Origin of the sequence: Streptomyces sp. NPDC005202 (assembly GCF_040608235.1) — a bacterium.
Lineage (GTDB): Bacteria > Actinomycetota > Actinomycetes > Streptomycetales > Streptomycetaceae > Streptomyces.
The window spans coordinates 1-25,431 of record NZ_JBEXHW010000035.1; the positions used below are offsets into that span (position 1 = coordinate 1).

The following is a 25,431-nucleotide window of genomic DNA, read 5'->3' on the forward strand; positions in this document are numbered from 1 at the left end:
GGGGTGTACGAACGGCCGCGTACAGTGTAAATCCCACCAAAAGCCACTGACCGCAAAAGCGACTTAGTGGCACAAGCAATACCTAAACGCCCTCTTACAGGGCATCTGATCTAGGCAGCTGGTGTTTTGGGATGTTCTTGTGACTGCTGGCGACGGCGGTCGTTGCACGGCGTGTGAGTGCTCGTCATCCGTATCGCAGTGACGTGTCCGATGCCCGGTGGGCGTGGATCGAGCCGGTGTTCACCGCTCGGCGCGCGGGCGGGGGCCCGGAACGGCAGCTCGCGTTCACGATCTGCGGGAGATCGTGAACGCGATCATGTACGTCAACCGCACCGGCATTCCGTGGGAGTACCTGCCGCACGACTTCCCGCCCTACAAGGCCTCGACGAGCGTCTTCAGCCGGGCGGTGAGCATGCTGGAGGAGATACCCAGGTTCTCCTGGAACTGGTCGAAGCGGGTGTAGCCGTAGAAGGCGTCATGCAGGATCAGCAGCGTCCACCACTCGCCGACGTGCTCCACCGTCGTGGACAGCGGGCACTCCCGGTCCTCCAGTCTGATCCGGCTCGCCACGGCGACCAGCACCTCGCCCGCACGCGGGAACGGATAGCACCATGACCACCGCCATCAGCGAATCCCTGGAAGGCCGCCGCGCCCTGGTCACCGGCGGCACCAAGGGCACCGGAGCAGCCATCGCCCGACGCCTCGCCGAGGCCGGGGCGAAGGTGCTCGTCACCTCCCGCAACCGTCCCGACCACGTCGCGCAGAAGATGTTCATCGCCGCCGACCTGTCCACCGCCGAAGGCGCCGCCCATGCGATCGCCGAGGTGGACGCGCGCTTGGGAGGCGTCGACATCCTGGTCCACACCCTCGGCGGCTCCGAGGCACCGGCCGGAGGATTCGCGGCGCTGTGCGAGGAGGACTGGGCCCGGGAGCTGAACACGAACCTGTTGGCCGCTGTCCGCCTCGACCGCGGCCTGCTTCCCGGCATGATCGCCAGTGGCAAGGGCGTGATCGTGCACGTCACCTCGATCCAGCGCCGCATGCCGCTGTGGAACGGCACCCTGGCCTACGCAGCCGCCAAAGCAGCACTGACCACCTACAGCAAGGGCCTGGCCAACGAGGTCGCCCCGCACGGCGTCCGTGTCAACACCGTCTCACCAGGCTTCATCCAGACGACCGCCGCAGACAACCTGGTCGCCCGGATCGCCCGGGACGCCGGCATCACCCAGGAGGCGGCACTGGGGCGGCTCATGGACTCCCTCGGCGGCATTCCCCTCGGCCGCCCCAACCGTCCGGAAGATGTCGCCGAACTCATCGCCTTCCTCGTCTCCGACCGGGCCTCGTCCATCGTCGGCGCCGAGCACGTCATCGACGGCGGCACCACACCCACCGTCTGAGCACCTCACCCACCCAAGGACTGTCATGCAACCAGCCCCGCACCATCACCCCGCATGCGCTGCCCGAGACGATCACCCGCTACCTCAAGGCCCACGACACCACCGCCGCAGTCACCGCGTTCACCATCGACGCCACCGTGACCGATGACGGCAAGACATACCAGGGCACCACCGCGATCGAGCGGTGGCTGAACAGCTCCGCCACCGAGTTCAGCTGCACCATCGAACTCGTCGACGCCCAGCAGATCGACGCCACCCACTACACCGCAGAGCGTGTGCGACGCGCTTGGCGAGCCGTTCGTACTCCTTGACGATCGCCCGGCCCGCACCGTGTCGATGCTGAGTTCGGCGAGCGGGGTGTCGTCGGCGTCCACGAGGTGCCGGACGGTGCGGGTGGAACGGACGCGGGCGACCGGCTTCAGCTCGGCGCCACGGGTACGGGAGAGAGCCGGCTCCCGCAGGATGTCCGGGAGGTCGTTGGACAGGGGTGCCGCGATCTCCTCCCTACCGTCGCCGGACAGCGGCAGTTTCCGGTGCCAGCCGGCATCGGATCCGCCGGTCCTGCGGCGCACCGTGGGCCGTACAGCCGCAGGTCTGCGGTGTCGTAGTAGACGGCGTCCAGGTCGTCGGTACCCCCGTCGACCACCGCCTGGACACCGTCCACGTCGGTCAGATCAGGCAGCCAGGATGTGTCGACGGATGCTGGGGCGTCGTACTTCTCATCCGACTCCTCTCAGCGACGGGACCAGCCCAGGCTCGCGCTGCTCCCGACACCCACCTCGGCCCAGCGGCTGGCTGCCAAAGGCCTTGCCGTTCGCCGACCGAGGCTCGCCGACTGCTTGCTAAGGCACTACGGTGACCGGCCAACGCGCCGTCTTGACCAGCCGTACCGCCAGAGAACCGATGATCCGGTGCCCGGCCCGCTCCGAGGCGCCGACCACCAGTGCGTCGGCCCGCAGGTCGTCGGCCGTCTTGGCCAGGCCTCTATAAGGGTCACCGCGCATGGTGTGGAACTCCCAGCGCAGCTGGAAGACACGGCCCAGCCGTTCGGTGTCCTTGCGCGCCTGTTCGAGGATGTCTTCGGCGATCTGCTCCGTTGTCTCGGCCAGGGCCGCTATGGCGCCCGGGACGGGGGAAGTCGTGAGGGGCTGGATGTAGACCAACGCCAGCAGGGCGTTTTGGCGGCGGGCCAAGCCGGCGGCGTAGGAGGCTGCCCGCCAGGACGAATCGGAACCGTCCACCCCGACGACGATGACTTTCGGGCCGTCGGTGCCGAGCTCGAACACGGGCTGCCGCTGGTCGGCCTTGTCGCCGGTCCCAGCCGCATCATCAGCACCGTTTGGGCCGTCGGCCTGCCCGGGACGACTCCCCTGGTCATTGGTCACCTTTCGAGCGTACTTCCGTGCCCAGCACCTCGATCTCCCTGTGCGACCGACTTGCACGGTGCCCTCTCCGGCGATCACCAGGTGTGCAACCCGGGAGACGTCGAGGGTCCTGCGCGCCCATCGGCGCCGCCCCGTCCATCGCCCGGGCCCTGCCAAGGCCGCAAGACTTGGGAGCGGGGAATGATGGTGAGCGAGGTGCCCCGTCTACGGGAGGTGCGGGAGCGTGCAGGAACCTGGTCCCAGCAGGCTCGGGCGAGCCGTTTCGTGGCTGCGTGCCCACGATCCCGAACTGGCGGCGACCCGCCGCGCCGGGCGGACCGCGATCGTGATGCCCGCCCTGTTCGCCCTGTGCAGCCAGGTGATCGGCTCGCCGACGATGGCGATCTTCGCGGCGTTCGGTTCGTTCTCGATGCTGCTGCTCGTGGACTTCACCGGGCCGATGCCGCAGCGGCTGCAGGCGCACCTGGGACTCGCGGTGGCCTGGGCCGCCCTCATCTGCCTGGGCACGCTCGTCGCCCGCGAGACCTGGCTCGCGGTTGCTGTCACGGTCGTGATCGGTTTCCTGGTGCTCTTCGCGGGCGTCGTCAGTTCTGTCCTCGCCGGCGCGTCGACCGCGCTGCTGCTGGCCTTCATCCTGCCGGTGGCCTCGCCCGCGCCGCTGTCGCAGCTCCCCGACCGGCTCGCCGGGGCCGGTCTGGCCGCGGCCGCCGCCATGCTCGCGATCTCCCTGCTGTGGCCCCGGCCGACCGCGGACCCGCTCAGCCCGCCCGCGGCACGGGTCTGCCGCACCGCCGCGGAACAGCTGCGTACCGACGCGTCCTGGCTGGCCGGCGGCCCGGAGACGCCGGGCATCGGCCAGTGCCGGGCCACGGCCGACCAGGCCGCCACCGCGGCAGCCGACCTGCGCGTCGTCTTCGACGCCACCCCTTACCGGCCCACCGGTCTGTCCACCAGCTCACGCGCCACCGTCCGCCTGGTAGACGAACTGACCTGGCTCAGCAGCATCCTGGCCGACAGCGCGCCGCCTCTCGACGGGCGCCCGGCCTGCGACGCCGACGCCCACGCCGTGCGGCGGGCCGCCGCCCGTGTCCTGGACGAGGCAGCCGACCTGCTCGATGGCCCGCAGAGCGCACGGGACGCGCTGCGCGCCGCCTCGGACGACCTGCGTGCGGCCATGGCCGACATGGAGCGCAACGCCACCACCCGGCTGACCGTGCACCCGGGGGCAACCGGCACGCCGTCACAGGTGCATCCCGTCATCGGGGTCCTGGACCTGTCCTTCCGCGCGCAGGAGCTGGGGTTCGCGACGCTGCAGGTCGCCGGCAATGTGGACCTGGCCGCGGCCGCCGAGCGCCGCGGCTCGTTCGCACGCCTGCTCGGCCGCGAGCCCGGGGCCATGACCGAACCGCTGGCCTCGGCGCGCGAGCGGGCTGCCGCCCACCTTCAGCCGCGGTCCGTCTGGCTGCACAACAGCCTGCGGGGCGCGCTCGGCCTCGGCATCGCGGTCGCCCTCGCGGACCTGACCAGCGTCCAACACTCGTTCTGGGTGCTCCTGGGAACCCTGTCGGTGCTGCGCTCCAACGCCCTGAACACAGGACAGAACGTGATCCGGGCCCTGGGCGGCACCCTCGCGGGTTCGATCATCGGAGCCGGACTGTTGCAGCTCATCGGCCACCACGGCACCGTGCTCTGGTTCCTTTTGCCCCTCGCCGTGCTCCTCGCCGGTATCGCCCCCGCCGCCATCTCGTTCGCCGCCGGTCAGGCCGCCTTCACCGTCGCCCTCGTCATCTTGTTCAACATCGGCCAGGACCCCGACTGGCACATCGTCCTGCTGCGCATCCAGGACATCGCGATCGGCTGCGCGGTGAGCGTGCTGGTGGGCCTGTTCTTCTGGCCACGCGGCGCCGCGGCCGCTGTCGACCGGGCGCTCGCCGAGGCATACGCCGACAGCGCCCGCTATCTGGCCGGGACGGTGAAGTACGCCGTGGGCCGTTGCAGCCCCGTCCCCGCACCGGGGGCGGACGCTCCCCTCGAGGAAGGCCGTGCGGCGGCCGCTGCCGCGCGACGGCTGGACGACGCCTTCCGCAGCTACCTTGCCGAACGCGGTGCGAAACCGGTGCCGCTTGCCGACATGACCACGCTGGTCACCGGCATCGTAGGACTACGCCTCGCCGCGGACGCCGTGCTGGGACTGTGGCAGCGCGCCGACGAACAGGACGTCGACACGGACAAGGCCGAGGCACGCCTCGTCATACTGGGCGCCGCCGACGGGGTGACCGGCTGGTACCGGGACCTGGCCGCCACCCTGGGCCGGGGGGCCGCCGTCCCGGAGCCGCTGCCCCGCAACCCCGGGGCCGAAGGGCAGCTGGTCGAATCCCTGCGCCGCGACCTGACCGACGAGAAGGGGCAGCCCACCGCCACGGCCGTCCGCATCATCTGGACCGCCGACCATCTCGACGTCGCCCGCCGCCTCCAGCCGAGCCTGGCAGCTGCGGCGAGGCCGGCAACTCCGTCTTGACCCGGGCAGCCCGGCCCCCGCCGGGAACCGGCTGATCGTGCCCGACGGGCAGCACGGACCACCGACCTACCGCCCCTCGGCAGGCCGCCGATGGAGCGGCGCGGCCGGGAGCTGAGCCGGGCCCGATCGGTCCCGCCGACCCCTTCACCCCCGAGAGCGGCGACATCCTCCTGCTCTACACCGACGGCGTCATCGAGGCCCGCTCACCGACGGGAGACTTCCATCCGCTCGCCGAGCGGGTCGCCTCCTTCCGCGCGTCCGGTCCCGAGGCCCCGGTGCGCCACATACACGAGGACCTGCTGGCCCACATCGGTGAGCAACCCACGGACGACGCCACCAACCCTCCTGGTCATGGAACGCTTCGCCTCCCCCACCTCCACCGGCCGCACATCACCGCCCGTTCCGTCAACGGCCACCGTCGGCTCCACGCAAGTGGATCGTCCCGACCTGCAGACCGATGACTCCGGCCCTGCCGTTCGGCAACAGATCCTGTCGCAGCAGACGGCCCCTCGGTCCATCGGAGCCTCGCTCGGCGCGGTTCACTTCTTCTGTTCGAAACAGTCAGTTCCGGATGCCTCGATGGTGTACGCGGCCCGCCAGGTACAGACGTGGTTACTGCCCTTGCCGTCCGACAGCCCGGGCCACACCACCGTGCCCTTCTTCAACGCCACGAAGTTGATCGGGGTGCCTTGGCCCGCATCTCCCCCGTGTACGGAGCGAACTCCGAGGGCATCAACTGACCGTCCCACACGGCACGGCTGACCTTCGCCCCGCCTTCTCCAAGGTGTTCATGATCCAACCGGGCGCCGGCCTCCCGCAGGCTCCTGGTGACCGCTGCCGCTCCATGACGCCCATGCAAGAGACGCCCTCCTCAACTCGCTGCTGCCTCATCACCCAGCGACAGCTCAAGTCATTGAGTTGAGAGGCCCAATAGAGGGCGAATCGCCGCCCCGGCCGCACCGCGCAAGGCTCCTGAACGGGCCGGGTAGTGCGGGGCGCGGCGATCCGATCCCGACGGTGACCGCCGTCTGCTGTAGCTCACCTCAGACCTCGATGCCGGAGGCTCCCGCGATCGCGGCCCGGATCTGCTGGGCGAAGCCGCGCACAGTGAAGTCCGGGCCGACGCTGTCGACCAGGATGAGGTCAGAAATCGCGTTGTTTACGCGCAAGGGCAGGATCTTCTGGTAATCGGGCGAGTTGTACCAGTTCTCTGCGTCGGCGCGGCTGGGGAACTCAATCAGGACCACCGAGCCTGGCCATGCCCCCTCGACCACGTCCGCATCGCCCTGGGCGAGCCACTTGCCGCCGAATGGCTTCGCCGTCGCCTCGACCTGCTCCAGGTAGGACAGGCCCGCCTCGTTCGGAACGCCGCCTGGGATGCGCAGGTGGTTGATCAGGTAGGTGCTCATTTCGGACCCTCCAGCCGTGTGGGGGTGGCCGTGGCTATTTGCGTCGATCACCACTTTCGGCGACTGAGTCATCTCAGCGAGATGCTGTCGCTCCGCGCCGACCACACGGCCGGTAAGCACGCGATGACCCGCAACGACTACCCCGTCAGCGGGGATGTCGCCGGGGCGGTCGCGGCCTTCGAAGAAGGCGCTACGGCCTGGCGGAAGGCGCTGTTGAGCGTCGACGACGCCGCGCTCGACACCGGGGGGGTATTGCACCTATCCCCACGGCAGCGACCCCGACGAGCCGTTCATCGACATCGTGTGGTGGGTCAACCAGGAGCTGCTGCACCACGGAGCCGAGATCGCCCTGATCCGCGACCTGTACCGGTCACGGCAGCGCTGACCTTTCCGTCGACAGGCCACGCGCCGAGCCACCCCGCCCTAACTCCAAGGAAACGAGCGGCGGCGCTTTGCATCCCCGCACAGGGGCAACCTCGCGTGCTCGGGGCGGCCAGTTGCACCGCCCAGTCACATGCGATGATCTTGGTGTGGCTGGTGTGATCACGGCGCCGGAATCGTCCTGGACAGCCCCGTTCACCCGGCTGAAGCCGCGCGCCTTCGGCAAGTTGGTGGCCGCGCTGCGTCGGGAGGGCGCCGACGCGCCCGGCCGGGGGCGGCCCTGGAAGCTACCGTTGGAGGACCGAGTGCTGCTGATTGCGGCCTACTGGCGGATGAACCTGACGCTGCGGCAACTGGCCCCGCTGTTCGGGGTGTCGAAGTCGGCGGCCGACCGGGTGATCGACCATCCGGGGCCTAAGCTTGCGCTGCAGCTGGGCAAGCGGTTCGCCAAGGACGCGGTGATGATCGTGGACTGATGCTGTTTGACATTTCGCGCGACGACATGGTCTCCGCGCTGGGACGTGATGCCCTCTTCGTTGCGCCTCCCGCAGCATCCCGCGGCCTACCTGAAGAATCGGAGGCCCACCGGCTACTCGTCACCACTGGCATCCCGACGGGGATCTTCCGGCCTCAAATTCCCCTGAATACCGGCCAGTTCCCACTTGGCAGGGACAAGGGCGGCCTGTCCGACCACGAAGCGCCGCAGGTCAGCGAGGACTGGGTGGTCTTCGACTGGATCCCTCTGACGCATCTGACACTGAACCTGGGCAGCGTTCACGGATTCTCGCAAAACGGCGGCCCTGTGCAGACACTGCACCAGGATCTGTCCTCCCTCGTACGGTTGACCTTCGAACTCCAGGGTCTTCTCAAGCAGTTCACCTTGACCGATGACAACGACGCGGACTACGAGCGCCGCGAGGAGGCCCTGTCCGCGATCCGGGAAACCGTGGAAGAGCGCGACAGGCCCCCTTCTCCGCTGCTGACCCGAGGTCATCGAGGAGATCGCCCCGGAATGTTCCCCCTTGTTGCCCCGCTCGACGCCGGCCTCCGTGGCCATGACCGGCTCCGCGATCGAAACAGCTAAGAGGGCCCTCCCAGCAACGTTCCGGGAAAGCATCGGCCGCCTCCCCCCACCCGAGGTGCCACACCCCACCGGAGACGGCCTACAGACTCACGAGTCTGCTGCATGGCCACATAGAGATGCTCCGGCTCGCCGGCCGGGATGTACAACTCGTCCAGACGGTCGGTGATCGCTCGGTAGCCACCCCGCGGCGCGGATCGCGCCTTCCCGGGACCGGATTGGACGGCGGGTGACACCACAGCTACAGAATGTTCCTTTTAGTGCATTTTGCCCTAAATGTTTGACCGTGCGACCCCCTCGGCCTAGCGTGGAAGGCACGGGATGTCGTAGAGGTTTCAACCATTAGAGCTCCTCGGCATCTCGAAGACCGGTCGGGACCGTGACCGAACGTGCGGCCCGGGCGGCGGGGTGGTGTCGCGGAACAGCGGCCTGTCGTCTCACGCCGACACGGCCGCGAAAAGCCCGGTGCCGAATCCCACCCGCACTTCCTCACGATGCTCATGAGGCGGCGTCAGTCCCGCCGCGCGTGGATGGGGTGCCGGTGCCGGACAGGGTCGCGAGTGCACCCCGCGCGTCGGGCTCCCCGGCGGGCCGGATGCGCGCCGGGCCCGGGACTTCCGGGCCTGCGAAACCCGCTCATCCCTGGAAGGGAACAATCATGAGCACAACCGTGTCCCGGCCCGGGCGCCTGATTGCCGCAGTGTTCGCCGCGCTCGTCCTCGCGTTCACCGGTATCGGCGCCGGCACAGCAGTCGCGGCAGACTCGCACCACGGCGACTCCGGATACTCCAACCACGACAACGGACATCACGGCGACGGCCGTTACAGCGACTTTGTGCGTTTCAACGATGACCACGGCCACAACGGTGGTCACGGCGATCACGGCCACGGACGCTCCGGTGACCACGGCGGCCACGGCGACCACGGCCACGGTGATCACGGCCACGGACGCTCCGGCGGCCACGGCGGCCACGGCGGCCACGGCGGCCACAACCACTAGTGAGGTGACATCGGGTCCCCACTGTCCCCGAGTGGGGACCCGATCAAATCTGAACCAGGCAATCCTGGAGCGAATTGGGTCGCAGACCGCTCAGCTGTGCACGCCAAGGGCCTGACCTTTGAGGAGGCGTCACCCTTCGCATGCGCCGGCCGGTCCCCGGGCCGCCTCGACATCTTCTCCCCGCTGGAGACTGCAGGACTTCTACGAGTGCATCGAAGCCATCTGCCCGTAGGAAGGGGCCAACGACTACTGCCGCGAGTTCGCCCGACACGCAGGCATCATCGACACCTTCGCCTCCGTCTGGTACCCCGCCCTGGTGCTGGCGGTGCAGCACGGAGTCGGCACGCGCGGGCCCCGAGACCCCAACACAGGAGATCCGGTCGCCGGGCCCGAGACCCTGCCGAAGGAGGAGCTGCCGCCCACCGCACCGACCCGATGGCCGAGCTACTGGCACATCCCTATGACGGCGAGTACTACCGGGACCGCTCTGCGGAGCTGGAAAAAATCACAGGCCCGGTGCTGTCGGCCGCCAACTGGGGTCACCCCCCGCACACTCGTGGCGGCTTCGAGGGCTACACCCGGGTCGCATCGGACCAGCGTTGGCTTGAGGTTCATGGGCTCGGACACATCACCGAGTTCTACACCGACTATGGGGTGGCTCTGCAGAAGCGGCCCTTCGGGCGCTTCCTGAAGGGCCAGGACACCGGCTGGGACCAGCAACCGCGGGTCCGGGTCCAGCTCAATATCCGTCACACCGAATATCCGTCACACCGAATATCCGTCACACCGAATATCCGTCACACCGACGACAGTTTCGAACTGCGCCCGGAACAGGACTGGCCGCTCGCCCGGACCAGGTCCAAGTTCCATCTGCATCCTCACAGCGGCGCCCTGGCCGAGGAGCCCCCCCGGTCGACGAGGCGCGCGCGGAGTTCGAGGCTCGCGGTGACGGCCTGACCTTCACCACCGAACCCTTTTCCGAGGAAACCGAGATCACGGCCCCGCATCCGCGCGGCTCTTCGTGGCCTCCTCGACCACCGACGCGGACGCTCGCCCCTGCTTGACCGCGGCCCTTTCGACGTCGCGCTGGAGGCGGAGATGTCGAGGTCGTTCGGGCTGAGGACGTCCAGGTCGGCCGGGTCGGGCCGAACTGGACGTCATGATCAGACGAGGTCGAACCGGTCGAGGTTCATCACCTTGTCCCACGCCGCGACGAAGTCGTTCACGAACTTCTCCTTCGCGTCATCGCTCGCGTAGACCTCCGCGAGCGCGCGCAGCTCGGAGTTCGACCCGAAGACGAGGTCGGCACGGCTGCCGGTCCACTTGACCTCGCCCGTGGCGGCGTCGCGGCCCTCGAACGTGTTCGCGTCCTCGGACGTCGCTTTCCACGTCGTGCCCAGGTCGAGCAGGTTGACGAAGAAGTCGTTGGTCAAAGACCCGGGGGTCGTGGTGAAGACGCCGAGCGGCGACTGCTGGTAGTTCGCGCCCAGGACGCGGAGGCCACCGACGAGGACCGTCATCTCGGGGGCGCTCAGGGTCAGCAGGTTCGCCCGGTCGAGCAGCAGGTATTCAGCCGGCAGGCGGTTGCCCTTCCCGAGGTAGTTGCGGAAGCCGTCGGCGGTCGGCTCGAGCGCGGCGAACGACTCCACGTCGGTCTGCTCCTGCGACGCGTCCACCCGGCCCGGCGTGAAGGGGACCTCGACGTCGAATCCGGCGTCCTTGGCGGCCTGCTCGACGGCCGCGCAGCCGGCGAGCACGATCAGGTCGGCGAGCGAGACCTGCTTGCCGCCGGTCTGGGCCGCGTTGAAGGCCTTCTGGATCCCCTCCAGGGTGCGCAGCACCGTCGCCAGCTGGTCGGGGTCGTTGACCTCCCACCCGCTCTGCGGCTCGAGGCGGATGCGCGCACCGTTGGCGCCGCCGCGCTTGTCGCTGCCGCGGAAGGACGAGGCCGACGCCCACGCGGTGGACACGAGCTGGGACACCGACAGGCCCGAGGCGAGGATCCGGCCCTTGAGGGAGGCGATGTCCTCGGCGTCGATGAGCTCGTGTGTCACCGCGGGGAGGGGGTCCTGCCACAGCAGCGTCTCGGTCGGGACCTCCGGGCCGAGGTAGCGCACGACCGGGCCCATGTCGCGGTGGGTCAGCTTGAACCAGGCGCGGGCGAAGGCGTCCGCGAACTCGTCGGGGTTCTCGAGGAAGCGTCGCGAGATCTGCTCGTAGGCCGGGTCGACGCGGAGCGCGAGGTCGGTCGTCAGCATCGTCGGAGCGTGGATCTTGGACGGGTCGTGGGCGTCGGGGACGGTGCCCGCCCCGGCGCCGTCCTTCGGCCTCCACTGGTGCGCGCCGGCGGGGCTCTTGAACAGCTCCCACTCGTAGCCGAAGAGGATCTCGAAGAAGCTGTTGTCCCAGGTCGTCGGGGTGTTCGTCCACGTGCCCTCGAGGCCGCTGGTGATCGTGTCGCCGCCCTTGCCGGTGCCGAAGGAGTTCCTCCAGCCGAGGCCCTGCTCCTCGAGCGGGGCGGCCTCGGGGTCGGGGCCGACGTGGTCCGCCGGGCCCGCGCCGTGGGTCTTGCCGAAGGTGTGGCCGCCCGCGATCAGGGCAACCGTCTCCTCGTCGTTCATCGCCATCCGGCGGAACGTCTCACGGATGTCGCGGGCCGCGGCGAGCGGGTCCGGGTTGCCGTTCGGGCCCTCCGGGTTGACGTAGATGAGGCCCATCTGGACCGCGCCGAGGGGGTTCTCCAGCTCTCGGTCGCCGGTGTAGCGCTCGTCGCCGAGCCAGGTGGTCTCGGGACCCCAGTAGACGTCCTCGTCGGGCTCCCAGACGTCCTCACGGCCGCCGCCGAAGCCGAAGGTCTTGAAGCCCATCGACTCCAGGGCGACGTTGCCGGCGAGGATCATGAGGTCGGCCCACGAGATGTTCTGGCCGTACTTCTTCTTGACCGGCCACAGCAGGCGGCGGGCCTTGTCCAGGTTCCCGTTGTCCGGCCAGCTGTTGAGGGGGGCAAAGCGCTGCTGGCCGGCCCCGGCACCGCCGCGGCCGTCGCTGATCCGGTAGGTGCCCGCGCTGTGCCACGCCATCCGGATCATGAACGGGCCGTAGTGGCCGAAGTCGGCGGGCCACCAGTCCTGCGAGGTCGTCAGCACCTCCGCGATGTCCCGCTTCACCGCCGGGAGGTCGAGGGACTTGAACGCCTCGGCGTAGTCGAACTCCTCGCCGAGGGGGTTGGCCACGGCGGGGTTCTTGGCGAGGATCTTCAGGTTGAGCCGCTCCGGCCACCACTGGCGGTTTCCGCCGCCCTGAGTCGGGTGCGGGGCGCGCCCGTGCGCGACCGGGCAACCACCTCCGCCCTCCGACTTCGCGTCTACGACGATTGCATCATGGTTCTCGGACATGGGAATCCTTCCGGACTGGGCGGATCACGGTGCTCAGGAACTGCGGGCGGTGGAACAGTCGGGGCACAGGCCCCAGTAGATGACCTCGGCCTCGTCGATCGAGAAGCCGTGGTCGTCGGACGCGGTCAGGCAGGGCGCCTCGCCGACCGCGCAGTCGACGTCAGCGACGACACCGCACGATCGGCACACGACGTGGTGGTGGTTGTCCCCGACGCGTCCATCGAACCGGGCCGGGCTGCCGGCCGGTTCGACGCGGCGTACGAGTCCCGCCGCGGTGAGCGCGTGGAGAGCCTCGTACACGGCTTGAAGGGAGATATGGCCCACGCGATCACGTACCCCGGAGGCGATCGCCTCGATGCCGAGGTGGTCACCGTGCCGGACGGTCTCGAGCAGCGCGACGCGGGCGGCTGTCACCCGTAGGCCGGCACCGCGCAACTCCTCGGCGGTGGCCGGAGCCTGGGATCCGTTCATGGCGCCCAACCTAGCGTCATAAACACGAACGGTTGAAGAAAACGAACAATCCAAGTCTGACGCGCCGCGTCGGGCGACGTCTGCCCTGCTGTGGCGTGACGCGCCGTCCGGAGGGTGTGCGTGGGGCACGTCAGCCGCCCAGCGCCCCGAGGACCACCACCTTGGCCTCGTCCTGCACCTGACGGAGGTGGTCGGGTCCCAGGAACGACTCCGCGTAGATCTTGTAGACGTCCTCGGTTCCCGAGGGGCGGGCCGCGAACCAGGCGTTCTCGGTGGTCACCTTGATGCCGCCGATGGCTGCGCCGTTGCCCGGCGCTTCGGTGAGCACGGCGGTGACCGGCTCCCCGGCGAGGGTGTCGGCGCTGACCTGTGCCGGGGACAACTTGGCCAGGCGGGCCTTCTCCTCTCGGGATGCGGGTGCGTCGATGCGGGCATACGCGGGTTCGCCGAAGCGAGCAGTGAGCGCGGCGTAGTGCTGGGATGGCGTCTTGTCGGTCACGGCCGTGATTTCGGAGGCGAGCAGGGCCAGGATGATGCCGTCCTTGTCCGTGGTCCACACCGAACCGTCCCGGCGCAGGAATGACGCTCCGGCGGACTCCTCGCCGCCGAAGCCGAGCGATCCGTCGATCAGCCCGTCCACGAACCACTTGAAGCCCACGGGTACTTCGACCAGTCGGCGGCCGAGGTCGGCGGCGACCCGGTCGATCATGCCGGACGAAACCAGCGTCTTGCCCACGCCCGCATCGGCGGGCCACTGCGTGCGGTGGGCGTACAGGTAGGAAATGGCGGTGGCGAGAAAGTGGTTGGGGTTCATCAGCCCTGCGTCCGGGGTGACGATGCCGTGCCGGTCGGCGTCGGCGTCGTTGCCCGTCGCGATCTGAAAACGATCGCGCTGCTCAATGAGCGAAGCCATCGCGTACGGCGACGAGCAGTCCATGCGGATCTTGCCGTCCCAGTCCAGCGTCATGAACCGCCAGGTGGGGTCGGTGAGCGGATTGACCACGGTCAGGTCGAGACGATGCTGCTCGGCGATGCGGCCCCAGTAGGCGACGGACGCCCCGCCCAGCGGATCGGCGCCGATGCGCACGCCCGCGGCCCGGATGGCATCGAGGTCCAGCACGCTCGGCAGATCGGAGACATACGTGCCGAGGAAGTCGTAACGGCCGGTGCCGGGCGCGGCGAGCGCCTGGGTATACGGCATGCGCCGCACGTTCTTCAGCCCGCCCGCGATGATCTCGTTCGCCCGGTCCTGGATCCAGGAGGTCGCGCCGGAACCTGCCGGGCCGCCGCTCGGTGGGTTGTACTTGAAGCCGCCGTCGGCAGGCGGGTTGTGCGAGGGTGTCACGACCACGCCGTCGGCGAGGCCCGAGGTGCGACCCCGGTTGTACGTCAGGATGGCGTGCGAGACCGCCGGGGTGGGGGTGTAACCATCCGCGCTGTCGATGAGCACAGTCACGTCGTTGGCCGCGAACACCTCCAGCGCGGTGATCTTCGCGGGCTCGGACAGGGCATGCGTGTCCGCACCGAGGAAGAGGGGGCCGTCGGTGCCCTGCCCCTTGCGGTACTCGCAGATGGCCTGGCTGGTCGCGGCGATATGGTCCTCGTTGAACGCCGCCGCCAGCGACGATCCACGGTGTCCGGATGTACCGAAGGTCACGCGCTGCCCCGGCTCAGCCGGATCGGGGTGCAGCGCGTAGTACGCCGTCACCAGCCGGGCGACGTCGATCAGGTCGTCGGGTCCGGCCGGCTTGCCCGCTCGCTCATACTGCATGGCACCCACTCCTCCATATCGACTGTGGATCCGCTCGCGATCTCATCTTCCCCCTACCAGGGACGGGAGCCGCATTTTCCGGCTCGAGGTGTCGGTATGCCGGGGCCCGGCGAGCCGATGCGCGAGGCCTCTTCCTCGTCGCGTACGGTGCGCCGCCACGTGGGAAGGGCGCACGTCACCGTGAGGTCTTCGGGGTCACTGACCGGCTGATTCGTCAACGGCAGAAGCAGTACTAGCCGCCGGGGCGCCGTCGTGGCCCTCGCGCAGGCGCCCAGCGACAGCCTCTGACCGACGCGCCCGGCAGGAGAGGAACCCCATTGAGTGAAGGCCATGGCCGAGGTGGAGGTGCTGCAGCTGCTGGTGTCGGCTGCGCACCGGCTGGCCGGGCGGCCCGCGGCCGGGCCGTTGCCCGGTCCGTCCGACGAACGCGTGCCGCAAGTCGAAGTACGGCGCGATCTGGGACTGGTCGGCGACCGCTACTACGCCCGGCCCGCCCACCGGAATGCGGCGGTGACCATCATGGCCGCGGAGAAATGCGGACGATCGTCCGACACGCCGGGGTGCCCAAGCAGCTCGACAAGATGCTCAAGAAGGTCGAGGCGGCCCTGGCCGAGCGGACCGACGTGGCGCTACGGCCTCCGACGTTCGGATTCGATGAGGACGGCGTCCTGGGGCAGACAGGCGGGCGGCTACGCGGCCGTCGTCACGGTCGCCGAGACCGCCGGGCTGACCTGGGAGAAGGACGACCGCCCGCTGCGTGGTGTCCCCGGGGCCGTCCGCCGCGACCACGGCGACCTGGTCAAGGAACTGCGCGACCTGGTGAAGCGGGTGGGCGTCCAGCTCGGCACCCTCACGCGGGCGCTGGAGGGCGGCTTCACCGTCGACACCGTCCACCCGTACGGATGGTGGCGCGCCGAGCTGGCCGGGCATCCGCTCGCCCGGGCCGTCGTACGCCGGCTGATCTGGGAGATCGAGGTCACGCCCGGCCAATGGCGGCCCGTACTGCCCGAGGCCGAGCATCTTCCCGACGCGCCCGACGACGCCCTCGTACGGCTCTGGCACCCGATCCGCTCCGACCCAGGCACCGTACGGGCCTGGCGGGATCTGCTCACCGAACGGCGGATCCAGCAGGCGTTCCGCGAAATCTACCTCCTCACCCCGGCTGAGGAGGACACCCGCGTCCACTCCAACCGCTTCGGGCACCTCGTGCACCACCGCAGGATGTTCGCGCTGTTCAGGGCCCGGGGATGGGCGAGCGGCCTGCTTGGCCCCTGGGACGGCAGCGACGAGGACGAGGCTGTGCGGACCCTGGCCGCGGGCGCATGGCAGGTCCGCTTCTTCCACGCCCGGGCGGACTGGGCGGGTGACCACGAGCTGGCCACGACCGGTCAGGTCCGCTTCGCCCGCCGGCTGGAGGGCACCTGGCGGGAGGTGCCGCTCGCCGAAGTGCCGCCGCTGGTGTTCAGCGAAGCGATGCGGGACGTCGATCTGTTCGTAGGCGTGACCTCGATCGCCGCCGATCCCGACTGGACCGACCGGGGCCCCGAGCGCGCCTACTGGGAGCTGGCCGGGTTCGCCGAGCTGACCGAGAGCGCCGAGGCGCGCCGCGAAGCCCTGCAACGGATCCTGCCGCGCCTGGAGATCGCCAACCGGTGCTCCCTCGACGGCCGCTTCGTGGTGGTCCGGGGCGACCTGGCAACATACAAGATCCATATCGGTTCGGCCGACATCCTGATGGAACCGGACAATGCCTACCTGTGCATCGTCCCGTCGCGTCGCAAGAGTGACGGCCAGGTGTTCCTGCCGTTCGAGGACGACCGGCTCTCACTGATCCTCAGCAAGGCGTTCCTGCTCGCCTCCGACACGAAGATCACCGACGAGTCCATCCTCACGCGGATCAAGCGAGGTGCCTGATGGCCACCGTGAGGTTCTGAGACCGAGCCGTGACACGTGCCTCGACCTCGGTCCGGCCCCGCCCCGACATCCTCGGGGCGGGGCCGGGCCTCATCCCCTACGAGGCGCCTCACGCGACCTCGACGAGCAGATCGCCGCCTTCCACCTGCTGGATTCGGTTGATGGCCAACCTGGTCACCCGGCCGGCCTTCGGGGCGGTGATGGCGGCTTCCATCTTCATCGCCTCGATGGTGGCCACGGTCGCACCAGCCTCCACCTCGTCGCCCTCGGCGACCGCGAGCGTCACCACACCGGCGAACGGCGCCGCCACGTGTCCGGGGTTGGCCCGGTCCGCCTTCTCGGTCACCGGTACATCGGAAGCCGCCGCGGCGTCGCGTACCTGGATCGGGCGCAGTTGGCCGTTGAGTGTGGACATCACGGTGCGCATGCCGCGTTCGTCCGCCTCGCCGATGGCCTGGAGCTCGATGAGGAGCCGCACTCCGGGCTCGAGGTCGACGGCGTATTCCCTGGCGGGACACAGCCCGTAGAAGAAATCCTTGCTGTCCAGCACGCTGGTGTCGCCGTAGGCCTGCCGGTGGGTCTCGAAGTCACGCGTCGGCCCGGGGAACAGCAGCCGGTTGAGTGTCGAGCGCCGGGACTTGTCCAAGCCCGTACGGTCCTCGGCGGTCAGCTCCTGCACGGGCTTGGCCTCTGCTCGGCCCTGGAGCGCCTTGGTACGGAACGGCTCCGGCCATCCGCCCGGCGGGGTCCCCAACTCGCCGCGCAGGAAGCCGACGACGGAGTCGGGGATGTCGAACCTGTCCGGCGTCGCCTCGAACTCCTCCGGCGCCACCCCGGCACCCACCAGGTGCAGGGCGAGATCGCCCACCACTTTCGACGACGGCGTGACCTTCACCAGGCGGCCCAGGATCCGGTCGGCGGCGGCGTACATCGCCTCGATCTCCTCGAAGCGGTCGCCGAGGCCCAGCGCGACCGCCTGGGTGCGCAGGTTCGACAGCTGGCCGCCAGGGATCTCGTGATGGTAGACGCGTCCGGTCGGCGAGGCCAGGCCCGCCTCGAAAGGCGCGTAGACCCTGCGTACGCTCTCCCAGTACGGCTCCAGGTCACCGACGGCCTGGAGATCCAGACCGGTCGGCCGCTCGGAGTGATCGGTGGCGGCCACGATCGCCGACAGCGACGGCTGCGAGGTGGTGCCGGCCATCGAGGCCACGGCGCCGTCCACCGCGTCGGCGCCCGCCTGGATCGCGGCGAGGTAGGTGGCGAGCTGACCGCCCGCGGTGTCGTGGGTGTGCAGGTGAACCGGGAGGTCGAACTCGCGGCGCAGCGCCGACACCAGCGTCGCCGCGGCCGGGGCGCGCAGCAGCCCGGCCATGTCCTTGACCGCCAACACATGCGCGCCGGCGGCCACGATCTGCTCGGCCAGGCGGAGGTAGTAGTCCAGGGTGTAGAGACGCTCCGAGGGGTCGGAGAGGTCCCCGGTGTAGCACAGGGCGACCTCGGCGATCGCCGTCCCGGTCTCCCGCACGGCGTCGATGGCCGGCCGCATCTGGCCGACGTCGTTGAGCGCGTCGAAGATCCGGAAGATGTCGATGCCGGTGGCCGCGGCCTCCTGGACGAAGGCGTCGGTGACTTCGGTCGGATACGGCGTGTAGCCCACGGTGTTGCGGCCGCGCAGCAGCATCTGCAGGCAGATGTTGGGCACCGCCTCGCGCAGTGCCGCCAGGCGCTCCCAGGGGTCCTCGGCGAGGAAGCGCAGGGCGACGTCATAGGTGGCGCCGCCCCAGCACTCCAGGGACAGCAGCTGCGGCAGAGTCCGGGCCACCGTCGGAGCTACGGCCAGCAGGTCCTTGGTGCGCACCCGGGTGGCCAGGAGCGACTGGTGAGCGTCGCGGAAGGTGGTGTCGGTGACGCCGAGGGTCGGCGACTCGCGCAGCCAGCGGGCGAAGCCTTCCGGGCCGAGCTCGACGAGGCGCTGCCGGGAACCCGCGGGCGGCTCGCCGGCAGGCAGCGGCGGCAGCTTGGTGACCGGGTCGATCAGCTCGGGGCGCTCGCCGTGGGGCTTGTTCACCGTGACGTCGGCGAGGTAGGTGAGGAGCTTGGTGCCGCGGTCGGCGGAGTGCCGTGCGGTCAGCAGGTACGGCCGCTCCTCGATGAACGACGTCGTGACCCGACCCGCCTGGAAGTCCGGATCGTCCAGCACGGCTTGCAGGAACGGAATGTTCGTGGCGACCCCGCGGATGCGGAACTCGGCCACGGCACGCCGGGCCCGGCCGATCGCGGCCTTGAAGTCCCGGCCCCGGCAGGTGAGCTTGACGAGCATCGAGTCGAAGTGCGCGCTGATCTCCGTACCCGCGTGCGTGGTGCCGCCGTCCAGGCGGATGCCCGAGCCGCCCGGCGAACGGTAGGCACTGATCCTGCCGGTGTCCGGGCGGAAGCCGTTGGCCGGATCCTCGGTGGTGATACGGCACTGCAGAGCGGCGCCGCGCAGGGTGACGGTCTCCTGCGACAGTCCGAGATCCGCCAGCGTCTCGCCGGCGGCGATGCGCAGCTGTGCCTGCACCAGGTCGACGTCGGTGACCTCCTCGGTCACCGTGTGCTCGACCTGGATGCGCGGGTTCATCTCGATGAAGACGTGGTTGCCGTCGCGGTCGAGCAGGAACTCCACGGTGCCCGCGTTGCGGTAGCCGATCTCGCGGGCGAACCGCACCGCGTCGGCGCAGATCCGCTCCCGCAGCGCCGGGTCGAGATTCGGCGCGGGTGCCAGCTCGATCACCTTCTGGTGGCGGCGCTGCACCGAGCAGTCGCGCTCGAACAGGTGGATGACGTTGCCCTGCCCGTCGGCGAGGATCTGCACCTCGATGTGGCGCGGATCGACGACGGCCTTCTCCAGGAAGACGGTGGGGTCACCGAACGCGGACGCCGCCTCCCGGGACGCCGCCTCGATGGACTCGCGCAACGCGGCCGGGTCCTCGACCCGCCGCATGCCGCGCCCTCCGCCGCCGGCGACCGCCTTGACGAACACGGGAAAACCGATGTCCTTGGCGGCACGGACCAGTTCGTCGACGTCAGTGGAGGGCGCCGAGGAGCCGAGCACCGGCACGCCGGCTGCACGGGCGGCTGCCACCGCGCGGGCCTTGTTCCCCGTCAGCTCGAGCGTGTCGGCACCCGGCCCGACGAACGTGATGCCCGCCTCCTCGCAGGCGCGCGCCAGTTCCGGGTTCTCGGACAGGAACCCGTAACCCGGGTAGACGGCATCCGCTCCGGCCCGGCGCGCCGCACGGACGATCTCCTCCACGGAGAGGTACGCCCGCACCGGGTGCCCCAGCTCGCCGATCTCATAGGCCTCGTCGGCCTTCAGCCGGTGCAGCGAGTTACGGTCCTCATGCGGGAAGACAGCAACTGTTCGCGCGCCCAGTTCATAGCTGGCGCGGAACGCGCGAATCGCAATCTCGCCGCGGTTGGCGACCAGCACCTTGCGGAACATCCTGGATCCCTTCGGCCTGCCGGTGACGATGACCATCGTGTCGGCCACGTCCCCGTCACGCCATGTGAGCCGGGCCACTCGCACCGATTGTCTCCCTCGACCGGGCCAGGTGCCAGGCCGCGACGCGGGTGTGGTTCGCCCATGGAACTCGCCGCGCCGTCGTATTCGCCGCTGACGGCGACCGGGACCCCCGCCCAGCGCCGTACACGCCACCGCACACACTGGGCCGTCACGGTGCGTGCTGATGTAGCCGCAGATCCCCTTCGCCTCGAACGACATTCGGCTGTCGTGGAGTAGGCCGTTGGCGATCTGGGTGAACTGATCGGCCGCCATCACAGCCGCGGCGGATCCCCGCCCCGAAAGCACCACTGCGCACGGCAGGTTGGGTGGGAAGGAGCAGCACAGCAAGCAGTGCTGGCGGGTCAACGTGTTTTCCAGGAACTGGCGGAGTGGATCGATCCCGATGTCGCACAAGCCGCCACGAGGCTCCTGCAGACGGCTCCTGCAGACCATCGCCGCCGAGGCGAACCAGTGAACTACCGACCAGGCCAAGCGCGAACGACAGCTGCCCTTCGGCCTCTTGACCTCTCAGCCAACGCGGAACCAACGTTCGGCAGGACTGCGCTGTGAGACAGTGGAGTAGGCGGGGGTCTGCGTGCCTCTGTCGTTGCTGCTGCAGGAACTGCCGGATTGGCAGTCGTTGGAGCAGCGCAGTCCGCTTGCCCTCCTGTCTCCGCGCCACGCGGACTCATGCCGGGCTCCTTCCAGCGACCCTTCGAACGCCGAGGAAGATCCCTTGCGGGACAGCCTTCAAACGTGTTGCAGAAGGCCGCGATCAGGCCATTTCCCGTGTATGGGTGGGGCGTTGCGGGCTGAGCGGGTGTGGACGGGGCGTCCGTGGCGGTTGCCGCTGGCCGATCGGGTGCTGCTGGCGGCGGTCTACTACCGCACGAACCTGACGATGAGGCAGCTCGCCCACCGGATGGCGGAACGTTGGTGAGCAAGTCTCTTGGGGTGACCGCCGGTGTGTCGGCTTCCTCGGTGCACGACGCCCGCCACGTCTTTCGTTACGGTCCGTGACATGGACGGGTGGGTGTCTGCTGGCCGTCCGTGGTCCGCTCATCAAACAGGAGTACGCCCCGTGGCCGTTCCCGCCTCGTTCGATCACCGCGCCGCACGGCTAGACTGGAGCACGCCTGCATGCCGGCACAGACAGCCGACCGGGGCCTACAAGGAGAAGGCCCTACGGCTTCGCCCTTGATCGATCTTCCCGGACGCTCAGGACGCTCTCGCCGAGCCGCGCACCAAGGGAACAGAGCTTGTGGTTCACCCGGGCACAGCCTCGGCGGCACACTCGCCATGCTCGCCGGAGCCCGCGTATATCTGGCCATTCGACCCGACCTCTGGCATGCGGGCACGACAGCAGTCGCAGCCCGCAACCTGATGTGCCGGACATTGAGGGCAGTGCCCGCACCAAACCGTTGGAGGAAACATGGAGTTCGACACCGTCACGCGCTTTTTGCACGCGCTGTCACCGGCCAGCCAGGAGCGCGTCCGGGAGCTGCCTCGGGAGAAACAGGAGCAGATGGCTCAGGCATGGGAGAGGCACCTCAGCGACGACACGGACTTGTTGAGCGTGAGCGAGCTGGACCCCGCCGCCGCAGAGCATCAGGCGGCCGAACATGTGGTGCAGGACCTCGGATGACCGTGAGGTCGCCAGCCAGATCATCCTCACTGGCCGTCCCATTGGCGTCGACGAGGGATCACGGTCGATCGCCGCGGTAGCACGGGCCGAGGAGCCGGTGTGGAAGGCGCCTTCGAAGGCTGGATGACGGACTGCCGAGGGGCCGTGTTGCCCGGCCTGTACTCCAACGGATCGCTTGCCGCCCCGATGTTCGGCCCGATCATGCGTGCGCACCGCGTGTTTCGCGCCGTCAGAGGGATCAGTGGTGCCTGATTTCGTCGACGTCCAGACCGCGGTCGACGCCGTGGGGGACGATCTTCTGCCCGGGCTCGAGTTCCAGCCGTTTTCCGTCGAGGTAGACCTCCACCTGGTCCGGTTCGAAGGACACCAGGTCGCCGATCCGGCCGACCTCGCTGTAGGCGTTGCGGTATGACCAGGCGGCGCGGTGGGCGGTGCCGATGTCGTAGTAGTCGCACAGACCCTTGTAGGGGCAGAAAGTCTGTCCTTCGACGGCGCTGAGCCGGCTGGCGTCGATGTCGGAACGCGGGACGTACCAGCGCGGGGCGAAGCCGGACTCGTAGAGCACGACGGGGTGCTCGGAGCGGGCCACCACGATGTCGCCCAGGCGCACTTCCAGAGTGCGGGAGGTGTTGCGGATGTCGATGCGGTGGTACGGGTCCGCGGCGTGTCCCAGGAGGCGGTCGTCCTCCTCGTAGAAGGCGTCCATCGCGCGCCACGCGAAGGCGATGCGGCCCTGGAGCTCGACGGCGTGCTCGGGCAGCGCGGTGAGCTCCCAGGCGGCGCGTTCGGTGGTGCGGTCGCCCGCCTGCACCGCGTACCAGGTGGTGTCGCCGAGGTCCTTGTGCTGGGTGACCTTGCCGCTTGCGACCAGGGCCCGCGGGTCCACGTCTTCGCGGGGGAAGTAGGCGACCGGGTAGCGGCCCGGCTCGTGCAGCAGGATCACGTTCTCGCTGTCGGCGATCCAGGTGTCGTTGAACTGCACGCGCATACGGCGGCGCAGCCGCTCGGCGAACAGCAGGCGCTGCGGCAGGGGGTCGGGGGTGAGGAAGTGGCCGATCGCGCCTGCGGAAAGGGGCCCTTGCTGCCAGGACAGTCCCATGGTGTGTTCCTTCCGGGTGCGGGGTGCGGCAAGGGTGCTGCACCCCGGGGGTGTGTGGGTGGGGTGGTGTCTTTGCCGGGTCAGTGCTCGCAGGAGCAGCGGGAGACCAGGGCCTCGGGACGGCGGAAGCAGGCCCAGACGGCCTTGCCGTCACCGGCGGCGGTCTGGACTCCCCAGTCGTCGGAGAGTTCCTGGACGATGTGCATGCCTCGTCCTGTTTCCCCCGGCAGGGAGGGAGGCGGCATGCGGACGCTGGACTGGCGCGCGCTGTCGTGGACTTCGACGTGGCGGCAGTGGGAGTGCCGGATGATGCGGACCAGGTAGGTGCGGCCGTCCGGGCTTGCGTGCAGGATGGCGTTGCCGGCCAGTTCCGAGACGCATGCCCGGATGTCGTCGCGGCGTCGGCAGCCGCCCCAGGAGTCGAGGGCCTGCATCGCGAATGCGCGGGCGGTCCGGACGGTTTTGGGGGGGGAGCTGAAGGCGTGCTGTGCGAGGTGTCGCATGGCGGGGGTCCTTTGCCGGCTGCGGCGGGAGAAGGGGCTTGCATGGCTCCCGGCCGCCGCAGCCTCGACCCCTGGCGCGTCAGGCGAGGACGCGGCCGAGGAAGTCGCGGATGTGCTGGGTGATGGTGGGAAGGTGGCTCTCCAGGGCGAAGTGCCCGGACTCGAGCAGGTGGATCTCGGCGCCTGGCAGGTCCTGGCTGAACGCCTTGGCGCCCGCGGGGCCGAAGATCTCGTCGTTGGCGCCCCAGACCGCCAGGAGCGGGACCTGGGAGTCGCGGAAGTACTGGTGGACCTGCGGGTAGAGGTCGACATTGGTCGGGTAGTCGCGGAAGAGCTTGAGCTGGATCTCGTCGTTGCCGGGCCGGTCCAGCAGCGCCTGGTCGTGGACCCAGTTGTCGGGGCTGACCAGGCTGGGGTCGGCGACTCCGTTCACGTACTGCCAGCGGGTGACCTCGGCGGTCAGGGCGCCGCGCATGGGGGCTTCGGTGTCCGGTCCAGGCGCCTGGGCGTAGGCGAAGACGCCGTCCCAGAAGGGCTTGACGAAGCCGTCGACGTAGGCGTTGCCGTTCTGGGTGATGATCGCGGTGATGCGGTCCGGGGCCTGGAGCGCGAGCCGCCAGCCGATGGGGGCGCCGTAGTCCTGGACGTACATCGCGAACCGGTCGCTGCCCAGGTACTGGAGCAGGCCGGAGGTGACCTGGGTGAGAGCGTCGAAGGTGTAGGGGAAGTCCTGCAGGGAGGGCATCGCCGACTGGCCGAAGCCGATGTGGTCGGGGGCGATGACGTGGTAGCGGTCGGCGAGCGCCGGGATCAGGTGGCGGAACATGTGCGAGCTGGTCGGAAAGCCGTGGAGCAGCACCAGGGCGGGTGTCTGGGGGTCGCCGGCCTCCCGGTAGAAGACCTCGAGGCCGTTGACGGTGGCGGTGCGGTGGTGGACTGCGGAATGCATCTTCCTAACCCCTCTATAGAGATTTAGTGGTTATAAAGCCGGTCGCCCACACTCAACCTAACCCGTTAATACATTTTTACCGGTTAGGTTGGGCGGTTTGCGGCGGGACGCCCCCGCGCCCGGGCAGGACGCGCTCGCGTCGGCCAGGAGGCCGGCTCCAGGGCCGAGCAGACCGGGCGCCCAACTCAAGCCTCTTCCCTTGGACAGCCCTGAGCCAGTGCAGCCCCCGGCTGCCGTGCGCGCTCAACCGGCCGGTGCCGACCGGCCGGTCTCGCGCGGCATCGGGATCATGTCGGCCGGCGCTCCCGGGCTTTCGTGGCCGGCAGGCCTGAGGTGGTCGGGCGCCGACCTGGTGCCGGCGGGAGGTGCGAGCCAGCGGCCTGCGCGGCGGGGGCGGGAGAGGTGGCGGGGCTCTCGGGCCCGGTACCGGCGCGCGGCCCGGCGCAGGACGCAGAACCGGTCATCGGGTGCCGGCAGCGCGCGGGAGAGCTCGGCTCCCCCGCGTGCGCGGAGCGGGCACGCTGAGAGCTGGGCTGTTCGCGGAACAGCCGCACCAGGCCGGTGGCGCGCTCCAGGTCGGTGCGCATGGGAGCGTAGGCGTAGGTGACCAGGCCGACCGCCAGGCCTGCGACCACCGGGTCGACGCCGCCGGCCATCAGTCCGGCCCACATCGTGGCGCCCAGCGCGACGACGAGGCAGCCACGATGGCGCAGGCGCGGTGTGCGGCCGGCGAGGACGACTGCGAAGGCCGCGGCGGCGACGGTCAGTGGGACCGGGCGGATGTGATGGCTGTAGAAGGCAGCGATCACCAGAAACGCGACCAGGTCGTCGACGACGAACGACGACGAACAGCGTGAGCAGGGAAGGTCCGGATCCTGCGCGGGAGACGGCGGGCCATCAGCTGAAGACGCCGAGTGCCAGGGCGCTGTCGGTCGACACGGCCCCCCACGGTTCATGTAACCTGTCAAG

General features: G+C 69.5%; 20 protein-coding genes and 5 pseudogenes. 12 read left to right on the forward strand and 13 right to left on the reverse strand.

The genetic code is table 11. The features are described from left to right. Positions 1 to 173: 173 nt before the first annotated feature. Positions 174 to 376: pseudogene (locus ABZV31_RS32110) on the forward strand (transposase); the annotation flags it as partial. A gap of 8 nt (positions 377 to 384) precedes the next feature. Here ABZV31_RS32110 and ABZV31_RS32115 read toward each other — a convergent pair. Continuing rightward, positions 385 to 570, reverse strand: a pseudogene (locus ABZV31_RS32115) (helix-turn-helix domain-containing protein); the annotation flags it as partial. Positions 571 to 611: 41 nt separating this feature from the next. On the opposite strand from ABZV31_RS32115, the gene ABZV31_RS32120 reads away from it, so the two are divergent. Continuing rightward, the gene (locus ABZV31_RS32120; protein ID WP_355900404.1) at positions 612 to 1,397 is read left to right on the forward strand and encodes an SDR family oxidoreductase; all 786 of its coding nucleotides are present in this window, start codon (positions 612 to 614) and stop codon (positions 1,395 to 1,397) included. A gap of 23 nt (positions 1,398 to 1,420) precedes the next feature. Here the strand turns inward: ABZV31_RS32120 and ABZV31_RS32125 are convergent, their stop codons facing one another. Further along, positions 1,421 to 1,969 (reverse strand): hypothetical protein, encoded by a 549-nt coding sequence (locus ABZV31_RS32125; RefSeq protein ID WP_355900405.1) that lies wholly within the window; start codon positions 1,967 to 1,969, stop codon positions 1,421 to 1,423. Between the two features lie 270 nt (positions 1,970 to 2,239). Beyond that, positions 2,240 to 2,683 (reverse strand): universal stress protein, encoded by a 444-nt coding sequence (locus ABZV31_RS32130; RefSeq protein ID WP_355900445.1) that lies wholly within the window; start codon positions 2,681 to 2,683, stop codon positions 2,240 to 2,242. A 322-nt stretch (positions 2,684 to 3,005) separates the two neighbouring features. Between ABZV31_RS32130 and ABZV31_RS32135 the strand changes: the two genes are divergently transcribed. Further along, positions 3,006 to 5,300, forward strand: coding sequence for an FUSC family protein (locus ABZV31_RS32135; RefSeq protein ID WP_355900406.1), 2,295 nt, complete (start codon positions 3,006 to 3,008; stop codon positions 5,298 to 5,300). Positions 5,301 to 5,425: 125 nt separating this feature from the next. Then, entirely contained in the window at positions 5,426 to 5,761 is a 336-nt protein-coding gene (locus tag ABZV31_RS32140) for a SpoIIE family protein phosphatase (protein WP_355900446.1), read from the forward strand. Between the two features lie 78 nt (positions 5,762 to 5,839). On the opposite strand, the gene ABZV31_RS32145 is transcribed toward ABZV31_RS32140, so the two are convergent. Together ABZV31_RS32145 and ABZV31_RS32150 are read right to left on the reverse strand one after the other, a co-directional pair. Next, positions 5,840 to 5,971: a hypothetical protein gene (locus ABZV31_RS32145; RefSeq protein ID WP_355900407.1), complete on the reverse strand. Its 132-nt coding sequence runs from the start codon at positions 5,969 to 5,971 to the stop codon at positions 5,840 to 5,842. Between the two features lie 372 nt (positions 5,972 to 6,343). After that, on the reverse strand, positions 6,344 to 6,709 hold the full coding sequence (locus tag ABZV31_RS32150) for a DUF1330 domain-containing protein (protein WP_355900408.1): 366 nt from the start codon (positions 6,707 to 6,709) through the stop codon (positions 6,344 to 6,346). 60 nt (positions 6,710 to 6,769) lie between these two features. Between ABZV31_RS32150 and ABZV31_RS32155 the strand changes: the two are divergent. From ABZV31_RS32155 to ABZV31_RS32175, 5 genes and pseudogenes are all read left to right on the forward strand, one after another. Next, positions 6,770 to 7,094, forward strand: a pseudogene (locus ABZV31_RS32155) (DinB family protein); the annotation flags it as partial. A gap of 145 nt (positions 7,095 to 7,239) precedes the next feature. Next, positions 7,240 to 7,563 (forward strand): annotated as a pseudogene (locus ABZV31_RS32160) (transposase family protein); the annotation flags it as partial. A gap of 2 nt (positions 7,564 to 7,565) precedes the next feature. Next, the gene (locus ABZV31_RS32165; protein ID WP_355900409.1) at positions 7,566 to 8,174 is read left to right on the forward strand and encodes an SUKH-4 family immunity protein; all 609 of its coding nucleotides are present in this window, start codon (positions 7,566 to 7,568) and stop codon (positions 8,172 to 8,174) included. A 655-nt stretch (positions 8,175 to 8,829) separates the two neighbouring features. Then, positions 8,830 to 9,171 carry a hypothetical protein gene (locus ABZV31_RS32170; protein WP_355900410.1) on the forward strand — a complete coding sequence of 114 codons (342 nt, stop codon included), beginning with the start codon at positions 8,830 to 8,832 and terminating at the stop codon, positions 9,169 to 9,171. A 435-nt stretch (positions 9,172 to 9,606) separates the two neighbouring features. Continuing rightward, complete coding sequence (locus ABZV31_RS32175) at positions 9,607 to 10,128, forward strand: hypothetical protein (RefSeq protein WP_355900411.1); 522 nt, start codon at positions 9,607 to 9,609, stop codon at positions 10,126 to 10,128. A gap of 206 nt (positions 10,129 to 10,334) precedes the next feature. Here the strand turns inward: ABZV31_RS32175 and katG are convergent, their stop codons facing one another. The 3 genes from katG to pgm form a co-directional block, all read right to left on the reverse strand. Then, on the reverse strand, positions 10,335 to 12,566 hold the full coding sequence (katG, locus tag ABZV31_RS32180; RefSeq protein WP_355900412.1) for a catalase/peroxidase HPI: 2,232 nt from the start codon (positions 12,564 to 12,566) through the stop codon (positions 10,335 to 10,337). 33 nt (positions 12,567 to 12,599) lie between these two features. After that, a complete protein-coding gene (locus tag ABZV31_RS32185; protein ID WP_355900413.1) occupies positions 12,600 to 13,037 on the reverse strand; it encodes a Fur family transcriptional regulator in 438 nt (145 codons plus the stop codon). A 130-nt stretch (positions 13,038 to 13,167) separates the two neighbouring features. Continuing rightward, positions 13,168 to 14,808: a phosphoglucomutase (alpha-D-glucose-1,6-bisphosphate-dependent) gene (pgm, locus tag ABZV31_RS32190; RefSeq protein ID WP_355900414.1), complete on the reverse strand. Its 1,641-nt coding sequence runs from the start codon at positions 14,806 to 14,808 to the stop codon at positions 13,168 to 13,170. 654 nt (positions 14,809 to 15,462) lie between these two features. Between pgm and ABZV31_RS32195 the strand changes: the two genes are divergently transcribed. Then, entirely contained in the window at positions 15,463 to 16,722 is a 1,260-nt protein-coding gene (locus ABZV31_RS32195; protein WP_355900415.1) for a DUF4132 domain-containing protein, read from the forward strand. Positions 16,723 to 16,831: 109 nt separating this feature from the next. Here the strand turns inward: ABZV31_RS32195 and ABZV31_RS32200 are convergent, their stop codons facing one another. Next, positions 16,832 to 20,206: a pyruvate carboxylase gene (locus tag ABZV31_RS32200; RefSeq protein WP_355900447.1), complete on the reverse strand. Its 3,375-nt coding sequence runs from the start codon at positions 20,204 to 20,206 to the stop codon at positions 16,832 to 16,834. 853 nt (positions 20,207 to 21,059) lie between these two features. Here ABZV31_RS32200 and ABZV31_RS32205 point away from each other — a divergent pair. Further along, positions 21,060 to 21,182 (forward strand): annotated as a pseudogene (locus ABZV31_RS32205) (transposase family protein); the annotation flags it as partial. Positions 21,183 to 21,698: 516 nt separating this feature from the next. Next, entirely contained in the window at positions 21,699 to 21,911 is a 213-nt protein-coding gene (locus ABZV31_RS32210) for a hypothetical protein (protein ID WP_355900416.1), read from the forward strand. 238 nt (positions 21,912 to 22,149) lie between these two features. Here ABZV31_RS32210 and ABZV31_RS32215 read toward each other — a convergent pair whose 3' ends face one another. From ABZV31_RS32215 to ABZV31_RS32230, 4 genes are all read right to left on the reverse strand, one after another. Continuing rightward, on the reverse strand, positions 22,150 to 23,010 hold the full coding sequence (locus ABZV31_RS32215; protein WP_355900417.1) for a DUF427 domain-containing protein: 861 nt from the start codon (positions 23,008 to 23,010) through the stop codon (positions 22,150 to 22,152). Between the two features lie 80 nt (positions 23,011 to 23,090). Next, complete coding sequence (locus tag ABZV31_RS32220) at positions 23,091 to 23,513, reverse strand: ATP-binding protein (RefSeq protein WP_355900418.1); 423 nt, start codon at positions 23,511 to 23,513, stop codon at positions 23,091 to 23,093. A 79-nt stretch (positions 23,514 to 23,592) separates the two neighbouring features. Then, a complete protein-coding gene (locus ABZV31_RS32225; RefSeq protein WP_355900419.1) occupies positions 23,593 to 24,462 on the reverse strand; it encodes an alpha/beta hydrolase in 870 nt (289 codons plus the stop codon). 287 nt (positions 24,463 to 24,749) lie between these two features. Further along, the gene (locus ABZV31_RS32230; protein WP_355900420.1) at positions 24,750 to 25,418 is read right to left on the reverse strand and encodes a Na+/H+ antiporter NhaA; all 669 of its coding nucleotides are present in this window, start codon (positions 25,416 to 25,418) and stop codon (positions 24,750 to 24,752) included. Between the last annotated feature and the right edge of the window lie 13 nt (positions 25,419 to 25,431).